This is a genomic window from uncultured Rossellomorea sp., assembly GCF_947488365.1.
Lineage (GTDB): Bacteria > Bacillota > Bacilli > Bacillales > Bacillaceae_B > Rossellomorea.
This window is the reverse complement of sequence record NZ_CANKZT010000003.1, coordinates 289,210-304,252: the sequence shown is the minus strand read 5'-3', so window position 1 is coordinate 304,252 and position 15,043 is coordinate 289,210. Positions and strand designations below refer to the sequence as shown.

The 15,043-nt window shown below is 45.9% G+C and carries 12 protein-coding genes and 2 other annotated features; of the genes, 3 read left to right on the top strand and 9 right to left on the bottom strand.

Annotation, left to right across the window (positions count from 1 at the left end; translation table 11 throughout):
• The first annotated feature begins 45 nt into the window (after positions 1 to 45).
• On the top strand, positions 46 to 1,680 hold the full coding sequence (locus Q1B03_RS12700) for a PTS transporter subunit IIBC (RefSeq protein ID WP_299741666.1): 1,635 nt from the start codon (positions 46 to 48) through the stop codon (positions 1,678 to 1,680).
• A 3-nt stretch (positions 1,681 to 1,683) separates the two neighbouring features.
• Positions 1,684 to 2,487: an endonuclease/exonuclease/phosphatase family protein gene (locus Q1B03_RS12695; protein WP_299741664.1), complete on the top strand. Its 804-nt coding sequence runs from the start codon at positions 1,684 to 1,686 to the stop codon at positions 2,485 to 2,487.
• Positions 2,488 to 2,766: 279 nt separating this feature from the next.
• Here Q1B03_RS12695 and Q1B03_RS12690 read toward each other — a convergent pair whose 3' ends face one another.
• Together Q1B03_RS12690 and Q1B03_RS12685 are read right to left on the bottom strand one after the other, a co-directional pair.
• The gene (locus tag Q1B03_RS12690) at positions 2,767 to 5,727 is read right to left on the bottom strand and encodes a carbohydrate binding domain-containing protein (protein WP_299741663.1); all 2,961 of its coding nucleotides are present in this window, start codon (positions 5,725 to 5,727) and stop codon (positions 2,767 to 2,769) included.
• A gap of 155 nt (positions 5,728 to 5,882) precedes the next feature.
• Complete coding sequence (locus Q1B03_RS12685; RefSeq protein ID WP_299741661.1) at positions 5,883 to 6,905, bottom strand: LacI family DNA-binding transcriptional regulator; 1,023 nt, start codon at positions 6,903 to 6,905, stop codon at positions 5,883 to 5,885.
• 187 nt (positions 6,906 to 7,092) lie between these two features.
• Between Q1B03_RS12685 and Q1B03_RS12680 the strand changes: the two genes are divergently transcribed.
• Positions 7,093 to 8,772, top strand: a complete 1,680-nt coding sequence (locus tag Q1B03_RS12680; protein WP_299741659.1) for a hypothetical protein — start codon at positions 7,093 to 7,095, stop codon at positions 8,770 to 8,772.
• 39 nt (positions 8,773 to 8,811) lie between these two features.
• On the opposite strand, the gene Q1B03_RS12675 is transcribed toward Q1B03_RS12680, so the two are convergent.
• The 7 genes from Q1B03_RS12675 to Q1B03_RS12645 all read right to left on the bottom strand — a co-directional run bounded on the left by Q1B03_RS12675 (position 8,812) and on the right by Q1B03_RS12645 (position 14,740).
• Positions 8,812 to 9,372, bottom strand: coding sequence for a GNAT family N-acetyltransferase (locus tag Q1B03_RS12675; protein WP_299741657.1), 561 nt, complete (start codon positions 9,370 to 9,372; stop codon positions 8,812 to 8,814).
• A gap of 28 nt (positions 9,373 to 9,400) precedes the next feature.
• The gene (locus tag Q1B03_RS12670) at positions 9,401 to 9,550 is read right to left on the bottom strand and encodes a hypothetical protein (RefSeq protein ID WP_299741656.1); all 150 of its coding nucleotides are present in this window, start codon (positions 9,548 to 9,550) and stop codon (positions 9,401 to 9,403) included.
• A gap of 105 nt (positions 9,551 to 9,655) precedes the next feature.
• Positions 9,656 to 9,829: a hypothetical protein gene (locus Q1B03_RS12665; protein WP_299741654.1), complete on the bottom strand. Its 174-nt coding sequence runs from the start codon at positions 9,827 to 9,829 to the stop codon at positions 9,656 to 9,658.
• Positions 9,830 to 9,924: 95 nt separating this feature from the next.
• Entirely contained in the window at positions 9,925 to 11,355 is a 1,431-nt protein-coding gene (gene proS, locus Q1B03_RS12660) for a proline--tRNA ligase (RefSeq protein WP_299741652.1), read from the bottom strand.
• Between the two features lie 151 nt (positions 11,356 to 11,506).
• Positions 11,507 to 11,711, bottom strand: a binding site (T-box leader).
• Between the two features lie 46 nt (positions 11,712 to 11,757).
• A complete protein-coding gene (locus Q1B03_RS12655) occupies positions 11,758 to 12,783 on the bottom strand; it encodes a hypothetical protein (RefSeq protein WP_299741650.1) in 1,026 nt (341 codons plus the stop codon).
• Between the two features lie 24 nt (positions 12,784 to 12,807).
• On the bottom strand, positions 12,808 to 14,031 hold the full coding sequence (locus Q1B03_RS12650) for an MFS transporter (RefSeq protein WP_299741649.1): 1,224 nt from the start codon (positions 14,029 to 14,031) through the stop codon (positions 12,808 to 12,810).
• A 63-nt stretch (positions 14,032 to 14,094) separates the two neighbouring features.
• Positions 14,095 to 14,347 (bottom strand) — a binding site (T-box leader).
• A gap of 195 nt (positions 14,348 to 14,542) precedes the next feature.
• Positions 14,543 to 14,740 carry a hypothetical protein gene (locus tag Q1B03_RS12645; RefSeq protein ID WP_299741647.1) on the bottom strand — a complete coding sequence of 66 codons (198 nt, stop codon included), beginning with the start codon at positions 14,738 to 14,740 and terminating at the stop codon, positions 14,543 to 14,545.
• Positions 14,741 to 15,043: the final 303 nt, after the last annotated feature.

Here is a 15,043-nt window from a genome sequence, read left to right as displayed (position 1 = left end):
AAATATATAGTCGAATAGATTGATATTAAAGGAGGAAACGGGTTTATGAAGAATTTATTGTCATTTGATTTTTGGCAGAAGTTCGGGAAAGCATTGCTTGTGGTCGTGGCCGTCATGCCAGCTGCAGGGATTATGATTTCCATCGGTAAGTTGATTGCAATGATGGGTGGAGACATCACATTAGTGCAAACGATTGCAAGAGTTATGGAGGATATCGGTTGGGGAATCATCACCAATCTTCACATCTTGTTCGCAGTAGCCATCGGTGGCTCATGGGCGAAAGAACGTGCGGGCGGTGCCTTCGCTGCATTGATCGCCTTTGTCCTGATCAACCGTATTACCGGAGCGATCTTCGGAGTCAATGGAGATATGCTTGGAGACCCCGAAGCAACGGTCTCTTCTCTTTTCGGACAAACGTTAATTGTTTCTGACTATTTCACATCGGTTCTTGGTGCACCCGCTTTAAACATGGGTGTATTCGTCGGAATCATCTCAGGTTTCTTAGGAGCCAACCTTTTCAACAAATATTATAACTATGATAAATTACCAGATGCCCTTTCCTTCTTTAACGGAAAACGTTTCGTGCCATTCGTCGTTATTGTAGGTTCTGTTGTAATCGCTGTCGTAATGTCCATTGTATGGCCATTCATTCAAGGATTACTCAATGACTTCGGTCAATGGATCGCAACATCCCGTAACACAGCGCCAATCATTGCGCCATTCATTTTCGGTGCGTTAGAGCGTCTATTATTACCATTCGGTCTGCATCATATGTTAACGGTTCCAATCAATTACACGGAACTCGGCGGAACGTACAAGATCCTGACTGGTTCAGGAGCAGGTTCGACGGTTGCTGGTCAAGATCCACTATGGCTCGCATGGATCGCTGACTTAAACAACTTCCTGGCTGCAGGAGATACGGAAAGCTACAAACAATTATTAAATGACGTCACACCTGCACGTTTCAAAGTAGGTCAAATGATTTTATCCACAGCTGCTTTAATCGGTATCGCTTATGCCATGTACCGTAATGTGGATAAAGACAAGAAGAAAAAATACAAATCCATGTTCCTATCAGCTGGTTTAGCTGTATTCTTAACAGGTGTTACAGAACCAATCGAATTCATGTTCATGTTTGCAGCTCCGCTTTTATACGTTGTGTATGCCATCATGACGGGACTTGCTTTCGCGATTGTGGATATCGTCAACATCCGTGTTCACTCATTTGGATCCATCGAGCTATTGACTCGTGTTCCGATGATCCTCAAAGCCGGCCTATGGGTCGACCTTGTGAACTTTGTGATTGCGTGTATCGTATTCTTTGGCCTTAACTTCACGGTTGCCAACTTCTTGATCAAAAAGTTCAACTTCCCGACACCGGGTCGTAACGGGAACTACATTGAAGACGAAGCAACTACCGGCGGCGGGACAGTAAGTAAAGATTCCATCGCGCCGAAAGTCGTTGCCATGCTTGGCGGTAAAGACAACATCGTAGACGTGGATGCATGTATGACCCGTCTTCGTGTAACTGTAAAAGACACAAGCCTAGTCTGGACTGAACAGGAATGGAAGAAAAACGGAGCATTGGGGCTCATCCTGAAAGACAAAGGCGTACAAGCCATCTATGGTCCGAAAGCAGACGTCATCAAGTCTGACATTCAAGATCTACTGGGAGCGTAATACATGAAATTACTCACGTTGAATTGTCACTCATGGCAAGAAGACAGCCAACTCGAAAAAATCTCGATCCTGGCACATGACATCGCGGAGAAATCCTACGATGTCATCGCCCTCCAGGAAGTCAGTCAGCTGATCGAAAGTGAGACTGCCCAGGGCTTAGTTAAAAAAGACAATTTTGCCCTTGTCCTTCTTGGGGAACTGGAGAAACTTGGCGTGAAGGATTATTCATTAGTATGGGACTTCGCTCATATCGGGTACGACGTCTATGAAGAAGGCGTCGCCATCTTAACGAAGCACCCGGTCGTTGAAGAACACCGCTTCTTCATCTCAAAAAGCCATGACCAATCCTACTGGAAAACCCGTAAGATCGCAGGGGCCACGATTTCATATGAAGGAAAGCCCCTCACCTTCTACTCCTGCCACCTCGGCTGGTGGACGGACGAAGAAGAACCGTTTAAGTTTCAGGTTGACTCATTGATCGAGCAAGTCACCACTGAATTCCCCTTCTTTTTAATGGGCGACTTCAATAATAATGCATGGGTTCGTGAGGAAGGATATGATTACCTTCTTTCCAAAGGACTCATGGATACATTTGATGAAGCTGTTGAACGTGACAACGGGATAACCGTTGAAGGGAAGATTGCCGGATGGGATGAGAATAAGGTCGATTTAAGGATTGATCTTGTGTTGTCCAGTGAGAAAGTGGACGTTCGGTCGTCCCGGGTCATCTTTAATGATGTCAATAAGCCTGTTGTCTCGGATCACTTCGGGGTTGAAGTGGTTTTGGGTGAAGGGGTAGGCAGCTGATCTTAGATCGGCTGCTTTTTTTGTGATTATAATGAGGTTTGTGTTGTTTTGGGAGGAGTTTGAACGGGAATCATACGAGTTTTGGGTGTCGGAGTCGTTTTTGCCCAGGGGGATTATGGGCGCTTTGAGATTTATCGACCGTTCTACTATTCTCCGTCAAAACTACACGCCCTCCACCCGGCGGAACATTTAGTCCAAAGCATTCACACACCCTCAAGCCTCCCCACACTCAAAACCTAAACAAAAAAGCACAGCGCCCAAAAGACGCTGTACCCAAACTTATTTCAACTCCACATTATCAATCACCACATCATGTGCGCCAAGCACCTCTCCAGTGGCACCAAGTAAAAACTTCAAACTCGTTTCCTCCCTCAAAGGGGTGGTAAACGTATATTCAAAGCGACCCAGATTTTCATTAAGTTCAGCAAATTCCGAAAGGTACCTCGTATATTGACTGTTTTCCAGCGTCACTTCCATCGACCGTGCTACTGAAGAGCTTGCATCGAAGGATAGCGTGTATTCTTTCCCGGGCTCTAGCACCAGATTCCCTTGAAAGAGTTGAACGCTCCATGCTTCCTTCCCTTCATTCCCGATGGAGATATGTGCTTCACCATCGACATGCTGAATACTTGCCCCTGCATCAAAATGGATGTAAGACTCCCAGGGATCTAAAGCATTGTCGAATGTCCCGTTTTTAATAGGAAACGGATCAATGGGTCCCACTTTTTTCAATAGTTTCATATTATCCAGCTTCACTTTATGAGTGCTGCCCCCAAGGTGGATGACCAGCTGCGCTTCCAAATCCGTTACATCCCGCATCTTGAAAGCCATGCCATGACTCTCCCAATCACCATTCAGAGGAATCGTTTCCGCTGCATAGGAAACCTCTCCATCCTTGCTTCTCATCTCAATCTGAATATCACGGGCACTTTCAGCCATCCCGTCCAGTGTCAGTTCATATTCACTTCCAGCTTGAAGCTGAACACCTTTTTGCACTAATTGTACTTTGTCCGTTTCATTTAAAGGCTTGGCAGAAAATACCCGCTCATCGGGATCCACCCCGATGAACTCAGCATTCTCGGAATCTACCAAATTCCAATAAAGCAAACGGTCAGGGAATCCTTGGTCGAACGTCCCATTATAGACAAGGTTCCCGTCAGGAAGCGCAGACTTGGAAGCATCCGGATCCACTTTCACAGGAGGGATTTCCTCGACCCGGACATTTCCGATCCAGACAGGCATGGTGGACAAGCCTAAATTAAACTCCAGTCGGGCTGCAAGATCGGTTTCCTCCGTCATTTGGAACACCGTTTCATAGGTTTGCACCTGATCTGTTAACTCAAACGACTCACTTCGTGAATACGTGGCATATCCCCTCTCTGGACCCCCGCTGACTTTTACATTAATCGGACGCGCCTCACTGGACTTCGCATCAAAAGACATACGATAATAACGTCCTTTTCCAATAGAGGCATCTTGTATCAGCTGGACAGAATAAGGTTGATTACCGGGCTCCTGTATATCGACTTTTGCGTAGTTCACGCTATCCAACTGATCAAGGGACACATTCGCTTTCCCTCCAAAGTCAGGGACGGTCAAGAAATACCAGTAATCCGTATTCTCCACCCCTTCAATCCCTTCAACGTCATCCCAGTCCTGATCAAATCCATTATTGTAAATGAGATTTCCGTCTTCGAGGGGTTGTTTCGCTTCTTCCGGTAATGGTTGCTGTTCGAATACAGGCAACTCCGGCGTTTTATACGGTCTTCCCGTCAGATCATAAACCCGCACATAGTCAACGTCCATGGATTGAGGGAACATGGTATCCTCTGTTGGACCCCCGTCAAAATTCCCGCCTATCGCCACATTCAATAACATGTGAAAAGGCTGATCAAATGGTGCAGGATACGTGAAGTTGGCCGCATTGCCTGTCCCTTTGCTATACCAATTGTTTTGGGCTTGGCGGAGCTTTCCATCCACATACCAACGAATTTCCCCCGGCTCCCATTCAACTGAGTATACATGCTCGTCGGCAATGGTCGATCCATCTTCAAAGGCATAGTGAGCGCCGGTGTATTTATTGTTCGGCCAGGTTTCACCGTAATGAATCGTCCCGATCGCTTCTTGTGGATTACTTCCCTGGGCTTCTAATATATCGATTTCACCGGAGGCTGCCCATCCTCCATACTTATCATCTTCCGGGAGCATCCAGAACGCCGGCCAGTAGCCTTTCCCGACTGGAAGCGACGCCTTCATTTCGAATTTCCCATACGTTTTTGAAAAAAGCCCCTTCGTTTTCAGGCGTGCGGACGTATAAGAGTGGCCTTCATACTCTTCTTCTTTAGCCGTGATGACGAGCTTTCCATCTTCTGCCTTAGCGTTATCAGGGCGGTCTGTGTAATATTGTTTTTCATTATTCCCCCACCCGGGTATAAAGGTACCATTGGCATCGGTAAACCCGTTGCCGATATCGAACGTCCATTTCGAACGGTCAATATCGGCCTGATTGAATTCGTCATTCCATACGAGGGACCATGGTGAAGCAAAAGAAGATGCATCACTTGTTTCTTCTCCCTTATATATAACGGTGCCGTTCAAAGTTGCTTTCTCCACGTTACCGTCTCCATCGATAATCGACCCTTTACCGGATGCTGATACAGTAAGTTCCTTTACTAACGCATCCGTAGCAAGGTTGACGTTTGAAAGCGCGTTCATTTCAAACCGATCTGCAACGCCGTCAAGCTCTACTTGAGCCCCTCCTTTTTTACCAGTGGTTGTAATGGTTTCGAACTCGCCTTTCAAATCAGCTTTCTTCGTTTTGACCGTGGATGCCGATACGGTTACGTTCTGGAATCCAACGGACGAAAGTTCTCTTTCTTCAAGCTCGGCATTTCCATCCAACAGGGTTTCTTCGACTATTGATTCCCCAGAGACGGTGATCTTTGTAGGGTGACCAGGTCCTTGAACCGATAGATTGTGTAACTCCGAATCGGACAGCTGAAGGGTATCAGGCGCTTCCCCTTTGATAAGGGTCTTCCCGTGAACCGTCACGTTTTCAAGGGTGATGTCTTTTCCGGCATCAGGTGTGATCACCAGGTCGCCTTCAATCGTTTTATCTATTAATGTCGAATCCTTGAGGTGAAAAGGCTTTTCTTTCTGCGTTGCTTTTCCTATGTTTCCTGGTGTAAGACTCATGATGAGACATGCAGCGGTAAAAGAGGTGACAGCTTTTTTAATCATTGGAACGCCTCCTGTTTTGATTGATGTCTCACGTGGGACATTTGTATATAACTATAAAAGCATCACCACTCTTTGACAACATTTTTTTACAATAACAATTCCATTTTTAACGAAAAAAAATGCCTACTCCCTTGGGAATACAGCATTTTCTCTTCTTAATCTTTTTGACGACAGGAAGCTCGTTTGACGAGTGCAGCTTGAAATGGACTCATCTTTTCATAGGGAATCTCCTCGATTCTATGAATCAGCTGCTCCACCAGAGCCACCGCCATCTCAACTCTAGGTACATGCATGGTCGTTAATGCGGGAGACGTATATTCCGTAAGCAATAGATTATCAAAGCCAATGAGAGACACATCGTCAGGGACATTTTTGCCGGCTTTTTTTAACGCCTTGAGGGCACCGAATGCAATATGATCATTCGAACAAACGATAGCTGAAGGAAGAGTCCCCCGCCCGATCCAATGATTGACGGCATCCCGTCCTGACTCCTCGATGAACTTACCTTTATATATGTAATCCGTTTGCACGGGAAGCCCTGCTGTTTGCATCGCTATTTGATAGCCTCTCAAACGCGCCATTGCTGCAGGATTATCTTCATCACCCGTAATGATCCCGATCGCCTCATGACCAAGCTCAATGAAATGATTGGTCGCCCCCAGTGCACTCACCTCGTTTTGTAATACGGGCATCGGGATCTCAGGTGTCCACCTTGACACGTTGTTTTGATCAAAGACCCCCACCAAGAAGCCCGCTGCGGAAATTTGATCCACGATTGATTGGACGTTGCTCCAACTGATGATGATCCCCGCATCGATGCTCTTTTCACGGTAAAGTTTTAAAACCGGGGAGGAATCATTCAGATCCGTCATAGTCACCAGCATATTATAGCCCCGCTCTGAGCAGGCATTGATCATGGCCCCGATCACCACACTGTAAAATAGGTCATCCGAATATATACGATGCTTCGAAGGATCTTGAATGATAAAAAGGCCGATCGTGTGCGTCTTTTTTTTCACCAGCCTTCTCGCTGACACATTGGGCTGATAGTGATTCTCCTCCATAATCTGCAGAATGCGTTCCCTGGTCTCCGCTCGTACCTGATCCGAATTGTTCAATACACGCTGTACCGTCTTCCGAGACACCCCCGCAATCCTCGCAATATCAAATATATCCATAGACTCCTCCTGAATGGTTGCTTTCTTTTATTATACCGAATGATGCTTAGGTTGGATATATAGCCATGATCGGACGATCGATCCACCCAATCGAACACTCAGTCAACGCTCCTAAAAACAATTGAAACCTCCCCACCCCCTCATCCGTATATACACTATAAACAGAAGCACTTGAAAGGGGAACACTATGGGAAATATATTACTATTTTCAGTCATTGTCGGATTGGTCATGGCCTTACTCGTCGTACCGATGGCAATCATGAAAAAGCAGAATAAAAAAGAGGGGTATCCGTCATTTGCAGCACTGTCCGGAGCCACTCTCCTGATCACGACGATCATTGTATTCGTCTTCTATTACATGACGAATCTTGATCAGAACTTTACGAGCATGTGGATCTTGCTCATCGTAGCTGCAGGATTCGGCGTCACACTTGCAACCGGGACCGAACGAATGGTGAAGGGCGCATTGTTCCTTGGAAGTCTCCTCATCGGGGCTTACTTCCTGACTGCCTTTGTCTTCAACGCAGATCAGAAATTTGAATCAGCGAAAATGGACGTAAAAACGGAAATCGAAGCGTTCGATGAGAAGGAAACGCCGGCAAGCGTCCCTCCACAATTCGCCCGTAACAAAATGAAGAAAGCATTCGGTCAGGTTCCGAATACGAGTTACTATGAGCTTGGACGACTGCAGATTCAAAAGGTCAATGGCGAGTACGTCTACATTGCACCGGTTGAATTCTCCGGATTCTTTAAATGGTTCAAGGGGGATGAAACACCTGGTTACTTCACGCTAAGTGCCACCGATTCATCAGCAAACCCTAAATTCATTAAAGAGGAAATGGTCTACACACCATCTGCCTTCTTTAATAAAAAGATCGAGCGACACATCCGCTTGAACTATCCGAAGCAGATCTTCAATGGTGATGTTCAGCTTGAGGTCGATGACGAAGGAAAGCCATTCTATATTCGAACGTACGGTGAGTTCATTTCTGCACGAAATGGATTTGAAGCGAAAGGAATCGTCATGGTAGATCCAAAATCCGGTGATACCAAGTCATACAAAATCGATGACGTACCGGATTTCATTGACGGCGCGATTTCACCGGAAACCGTCAGCCTCCAAAACAGTTATTTCGGTAACTACGTTCAAGGATTCTGGAACAGCCGCTTCGGTAAATCAGACGTCAAGCTTCCTTCAGATGAAGGGACCGAAGCCAATGTGAGCCCTATTTTTGACGAAAATGGTGACATGTACTACTTCACCGATTTCACCTCGCCAAAAGAAGGTGTCGATTCCATGCTCGGTTACTCCCTGACGAACTCAAGAACGGGAGAAGCGACATTCTACACAGGAAATCTTGAAGAATCCTACATGGATTCACAAGGAGCCCTACAGATCATCCAGAAGAAATTCATCGAGAAAAAATGGGACGGCGAAATGCCGGTGCTCTATAACTTCTACGGAGAAGCAAGCTGGCTGACCCCGGTGCTCGATGCGAATGGTTTCTTACAAAACTACTTCATCGTCTCGGCAGCCAACCCGGAAATATCAGCCTATGCGGGCACACCAAACCAGGCATTGAAGCAATACAAAACCGCCCTTCAACGAGGAGGCGGGAGCGTTGACGGCAGCTCAAAAGCCGAGGAGAAACAGACAAATGGTACAGTCGTCCGGGTCTATAAAGAAAAGACAGGCGACTCCACAGTCGTATCATTCTTACTCGACAACAGCAACAACTATATCGTCTCCTCCGAAAACAGCTTACTTGCGATCTACCTGAAGGAAAATGACAAGGTGAACGTGAAGTACATGGATACAGGGGAAGAATTCCTGCCAGTGAAAGAACTGACCATCGAAGGATTATAATAAAAAAACGATGAGGGCTCATGAGCTCTCATCGTTTTTTTATGATTCACCGGCATTCACATAATACACCAGATTATCCGTCCACTTCCCAAACTCATAAATGAATCCTTTCCGCGTGCACTCATACTGCATGCCGACACCTTCTGCAAGGCTGATCGATGGCGCGTTATCGAGATTGATATGGGCCTCGATCCTGTGGTAATTCAATTTGACAAAAGCCAGCTGAAGGGCTGCCTTCACAGCTTCTTTCCCGTAGCCCCGGTTCCAGTAACGATTATGTACCGTGTAACCGACCCTTCCCCAGTTAAAGTTGTACCGCATCAGAGTGGAGAAGTCGATGGTCCCAATATTCGCGCCACCTTCTTTCAGAAAGATCCCCAGAATATAGACCTGGTCCCGATCGATCATTTCATCATGCTTCAGAAGCATCTCCCTGAACCAGAACTCCGTGCACTCACTCATGTCCTGATAGCCAACATCATATTTATGCTGGGATGGGAGCCTGTTCAGGTGTTCCCTTAACCAGTTTTTGTAATCCCGGTTTACAAAGGGTCTGATGACCAATCGGGGTGTTTCGATGATTAAGTCCTTATATTTCATCTTTGCCCCTCCCTTTCGTTTATATAAGTCATTTTTCTTCTAATTTTGATTGTATCTTCTTTAGCCATTCGATCTGCTCACGCTGGCTTTCTACCAGTCTGCTTGTTTGCTTCTCAATGGTGACTGTTATAGACCATAGCGATAGCACTAGGACCAAAATGATGACAAAAGCCCCCACTTCCCTCACCCCTCATACGTTTAATAGTATCAACCGGCCATTTAGATTGGTAGTTTTTTTTCATAAAAACGGAAGGCGTTCCTCTGAGGAGAAACGCCTTAGTCATTACTTATCATTATTCCATTCTTCCTCTAATTCCCTCTCGATTTGCTCATCGGATAAGTATTCTTCATCCATTTGCTGCACATGCTCGGTGATCCGGTTGAGCTTGGTATGCACGACCCAAAGGCTGATTACCACGAATACCATAAACAAAACGATGATGAGTTCAAAATCCATATAATCGACGCCTCCTTTACCTATGTTTATTAATCAAACACGATAAAAAGACGACTTTTGTAAGAAAAAGGACGGAAGAACCAGTCTTTTGTCTCTTAGTACGCTTTTGCCCAATATACTAGGTGTTTCGCACCTTTTTCACAGCACACACACGTATCGGACACCTGCACCTGCTCAAATGGCATACATCGTGATGTAGCACTCGTTTCTTCTTTGATCTTGTCTTCGCAGGCGCGGTCTCCACACCACATGGCTTTGACGAATCCACCTTTCTCGTTCACCGTCGTTTTGAATTCTTCAAAGGTTTTCGCTACCGTGGTTTTTTCTTCACGGTGAGCTCTCGCTTTTTCTAAAAGATTGTGTTGAATGTCCTCTAGAAGTTCTGTGACTTTCCCCTCCAGCTCTTCCATGACAACCGTGATCTTCTCACCCGTATCTCGTCTTGCTAAAATCACCTGCCCGTTCTCGATGTCCCGTGGACCGACCTCCAGGCGAAGTGGGATTCCCTTCATTTCATATTCATTAAACTTCCAGCCCGGCTTCTTATCACTCGCATCGATGTCAACGCGGGCGATGGAAGCAAGCTGACCTTTTAGATTATAGGCAAAATCAAGGACGCCTTCCTTGTGCTGGGCAATCGGCACGATCATCAGTTGAGTCGGTGCGATTCGTGGAGGAACCACCAGCCCCCGGTCATCCCCGTGAACCATGATCATCGCACCGATGATGCGGGTCGTGAATCCCCAGGACGTTTGCTGCACATGCTGAAGCTTTCCATCACGGTCCGTGAATTGAATGCCGAATTCTTTCGCAAATCCATCACCTAAATGGTGGGACGTTCCTGATTGCAAAGCCTTCCCGTCATGCATCAGGCTCTCGATCGTATACGTATACTTCGCACCGGCAAACTTTTCTTTTTCCGTTTTCTGCCCCTTGATGACCGGGATCGCCAGCAGCTCTTCACAAAGCTCCGCATACACCTCAAGCATTTTCACCGTTTCATCATGTGCCTCCTGGTCCGTTTCATGACACGTATGTCCCTCCTGCCAGAGGAATTCCAATGTTCTCAGGAAAGGACGGGTCGTCTTTTCCCAGCGGACCACATTGGCCCACTGGTTATAAAGCTTAGGCAGATCACGGTAGGAATGGATAATGTTTTTATAGTGCTCTCCGAACAATACCTCGGAAGTCGGACGTACACATAATCGTTCCGCCAGCTCCTCTTCCCCTCCATGGGTCACCCATGCCACTTCAGGCGCGAAGCCTTCGATATGATCCTTCTCCCGTTGCAGGAGGCTTTCAGGTATGAAAAGTGGCATATACACATTTTCATGCCCTGTTTCTTTTATTTTCGCATCAAGGGCATCTTTGATATTTTCCCACAGGGCGTACCCGTAAGGTCTGATGATCATCGACCCGCGGACGCTTGAGTAATCGATCAGCTCCGCCTTCGTCACGACATCCGTATACCATTGGGCAAAATCCTCATTCATGCCCGTAACATCTTTTACAAATTCTTTTGCCATTTGAAAGCACCTCTTATTTTTAATTGGATTGGTTTAGTTATCAGCGAAATTTTCATTTTATCAGCGAAATTTTCATTTTATCAGCGAAATACCGGATTTATCAGCGAATCGCCTGATCGACACCCATAAAACAAAAAAAGCCCTGCTTCTCATCAGGGACCATTTCTGGCGGTACCACCCTGATTCAAAGCAAAGCTTTACACTCATTCCATGATAACGGTTTCGGACCGCTGATATCTTCATTCGATACAGAACTTAGAGGCAGGTTCAAAGGTTCATCTATAGGAGCTTTTCACCAAAACGCTCCCTCTCTATAAAGACAAGATCCCTTTACTGATCCTCGGCAATGTTTCACATATTTTAGATGATTATATATAGATTTGATGGGGGTGTCAATATTTGTTACAAAGAATAAATTCTCTCCATCTCCCGACTAAAGAAATCATTCCCATTCCTCTCATCAAAATCTCCGGCGATCTCTTTCGCAATTTCACTCATCACATCAATGGCAAATCCCGGACGATGACCGGCTTCCACAAGCTTACGGTGAAGAACAATCGCACTCATATAAAAGTAAAACAACCCGTAAGGATCCTTCCCGCTATCCGCATACTCGATGTGACGCTCCAATACTTTAATTCCCCTGACAGGTTCCGTTAAAGCAAGAAACCGGATATGTTCGGAAGCTTCGACTAAAAAGTGTGGCTTATCATAGATGAAAAAGTATCCTTCTGACTGATAGCGCGAGGCTTCCTCCACCCGACCATCTTCAAGATAAGGCAAGAGCAGCTTACTATAGGTCAAGTGGGGAATTTCACCACATGTCACTTCTTTTGATAATAAAAGCATTTCAATGGGGCGGGCTTTTTCCTTTTCCCCGGTAAAATAAAAATACTCAAGCTGTGTCTGATATTCACAGGCTTCACAGTCTGAAAGCGAGTCTCTTTCCGCTGTCATCCACTTTTGATAATACTCTTCCGCTTCCTCTACATTCCCTGTTTTCAACGCACGTTTATGCTGATGCTGGTAAAAGGGGCCTAGACTGTAGCCATAACGGTCATACGCTTCTTGAAAGTCACTGAAAAAGGCATCTAACAGTTCCGTGTCAATGCCGGGCATCTTCACCAGATGCTCCGCCATCCATTTATAGATCCAAAAGAGGCTTTCCACCCAATCCTGCAGGCTCTCTTCATTATCTAAAAAGAAGCCGTTGCACCACTCGAAATGATCGAATAATTCCTCATACTCCCCAAGATAGTTGACGGTCCTCATGATCCCGAACCGGCAGCAAAACTCCTTATAGAGGTCCTTTTCTTTCTGAGCAATGGACAACAGATCCTCTAAATCGTTCCATTTCTCATAACTTGCTTCTTCCTGGCCCATCAACTCTTCCCACCGGTCCCAGTATTGATCAGCCGTCATCTTCATCCACTGACCCCCTTTGTGCCTTTTTTATTTATTATAACATTCAGAATTACGTCTTAACTGTTTTTCCCAATAATTCCTGGTAGAGCTAATATACAAAATCACTGTAACCCCAAGCATGATCATCGAACCCGCAATCACAACAAATCGAATCGACACCAACTCGGCTCCCACTCCAATAAGCACCGTGGAAAGGATGACCAATACCCCTTCCAGCAATCCATAAATACTGCCTACCCGCCCCATGATCACAGCGGGAATATGTTCTTGATAAAAGGTTTCAAACCCTGTCGTCGCAAAGGCCAGGGCAAATGATAAAACAGCAAACCCAATCGCCGCTAATAAGAAACCTTCTGAGAAAGAATAAATCAGATATCCTCCGGAAACGAGCAGAGAACCAAATCCCATCAGATGCATGTGATGGAGCTTATGGGAAAGGGACGCGTTCAGGATCGACCCCAATACAAATCCACCACCTGCAACGCTTACAAGATATCCATACGTACTGTTCGAAAGCTGCAATACCTCTTTAGAAAATGCGGCCTCAAGGGAATCGATGGCTGCCGTCATCACAAGCAGAATGCTGAACAAGACGTAAAGAACCATCACATAAGTAGCGCGCCGGCTGAACCTCCACACCATCCGCCAATCCTCTTTGATGACTTCCCATTTGGTATCACCTGTATCAACTGGGATTCCATCCTCAAGCTTCGGTAGAAACAGGGTGATCACTCCTGATAAAAAGAGGGCCAATGCATTCATATAAAGGGCAAACGTAGGTGTCCCCATCATGAACATCAGTCCGGCAATTCCAGGTCCAATAAGAAACGCACCCGATCCGATCAGCCCCCTGATAGCATTGAATCGCTGTCTATTACCCCGGGGAATGATGGTCGTGATGTACGCCATGGACGCCGGATAAAACATGGCGCTTCCCATATTGATGATCAACACAACCGCATACACCCACCAATTGGACGAAAGAAAAGGCAATGCCGCAATCAACACCCCTCTGAAAAAATCAAGACCCGCCATCAGATTCCGCTTGTTGACCCGGTCAATCAAGCTTCCCGCCCAGCCATTTGTCAAAATGGCCGCCACAGGCTTCAAGACATATAAAATCACCACTGCCAGAGGTGATCCCCACTCGTCTAAAACAATCAAATTTAGGGAGATTAAATAAATCCACCCTCCTACATTCGAAATCCCGATGCCTGCCAGCAGCAATAAAGGATACTTCCACTTCCTCATTGGTTATTCCTCCCCGCGATATGTCTAGAAAAACAAAAAAAATCCCACCCCCAAGACGTTGATCTTGGGGGCGAGATTCGATATCGCGGTGCCACCCCAGTTCGTTAATATGTCGCCATACTAACCTTTTCGGGTACGGCCAACAGGCTTATACCCTAGCCCGATAACGGGAGCTCCCGTCACACCATCCCCATTGCCTGGTTCCGATGCGCTGCTCAGAGTCTTGATTCAATACCGTCCCTCTTGCTCCTTTTCAGCTGCCGGAGCTCTCTGTTAAAGATTTCAGGATATCTACTCTTCTCTTCATGGCATTTAATTGAAATTTTTATTATGATAGCATGATTGAGGGAGGAAGTAAATGGAATATTCACATTAAAGTGATATGATGATCAGTTCACGAAGTCGTCGAGTTCCCTAGTGCCTGCTGTCATTCATCGCTCAACCGACACCCAGCAACAACACCAGCACAATAAAAAAAGAGCACTCCCCAATTCCCGAGCGCTCTTCCCCATTAGCTCCCCATCTTACGGCGAGTATTGCTGGGCTTCTTCGTTTGTTGGCTTTGCATGCGTTGATTCGACGCTAAACCGCCTGTTGATTGTTTTCCACCGGCTTGTGCTTCCTTTTTCTTTGCCAGCTGCTGCTTCATTGCTTCCTGCAGACTGATTTTTTTCTTTTCTGGCTGTATTTGCTGATCATTATTAGACATAATGGGATCTCCTTTTGAGACAACTAAATTTTTGAAACTACTCCTATTATAATACATCCTCCATCAGAAAACATCTCGAGTTCCAAATTAAAAAGCCAACCCGTTAAGGATTGGCCGTCATTATCTAGTGATATCCATTCTGTCCGTTTGCAGAACCGGATGTTTTCTGTTTCGGCTTGTGCTTGCCGTTTTGCTTTGTGCCGCCGTCTTTTTTCGTTTTCTTTGTCATGCTGAATCACTCCTAATAAGTAGTCGTCATCAAGAAAACTTGTGGTTTTTGAACCATTCTTATTTTGTGCAAAA

Excerpts from the sequence above, each read along its gene's own strand:
- Q1B03_RS12700 (WP_299741666.1), top strand. The coding sequence starts at position 46 with ATGAAGAATTTATTGTCATTTGATTTTTGGCAGAAGTTCGGGAAAGCA.
- Q1B03_RS12695 (WP_299741664.1), top strand. The coding sequence starts at position 1,684 with ATGAAATTACTCACGTTGAATTGTCACTCATGGCAAGAAGACAGCCAA.
- Q1B03_RS12690 (WP_299741663.1), bottom strand. The coding sequence starts at position 5,727 with ATGATTAAAAAAGCTGTCACCTCTTTTACCGCTGCATGTCTCATCATG.
- Q1B03_RS12685 (WP_299741661.1), bottom strand. The coding sequence starts at position 6,905 with ATGGATATATTTGATATTGCGAGGATTGCGGGGGTGTCTCGGAAGACG.
- Q1B03_RS12680 (WP_299741659.1), top strand. The coding sequence starts at position 7,093 with ATGGGAAATATATTACTATTTTCAGTCATTGTCGGATTGGTCATGGCC.
- Q1B03_RS12675 (WP_299741657.1), bottom strand. The coding sequence starts at position 9,372 with ATGAAATATAAGGACTTAATCATCGAAACACCCCGATTGGTCATCAGA.
- Q1B03_RS12665 (WP_299741654.1), bottom strand. The coding sequence starts at position 9,829 with ATGGATTTTGAACTCATCATCGTTTTGTTTATGGTATTCGTGGTAATC.
- proS (WP_299741652.1), bottom strand. The coding sequence starts at position 11,355 with ATGGCAAAAGAATTTGTAAAAGATGTTACGGGCATGAATGAGGATTTT.
- Q1B03_RS12655 (WP_299741650.1), bottom strand. The coding sequence starts at position 12,783 with ATGAAGATGACGGCTGATCAATACTGGGACCGGTGGGAAGAGTTGATG.
- Q1B03_RS12650 (WP_299741649.1), bottom strand. The coding sequence starts at position 14,031 with ATGAGGAAGTGGAAGTATCCTTTATTGCTGCTGGCAGGCATCGGGATT.
- Q1B03_RS12645 (WP_299741647.1), bottom strand. The coding sequence starts at position 14,740 with ATGTCTAATAATGATCAGCAAATACAGCCAGAAAAGAAAAAAATCAGT.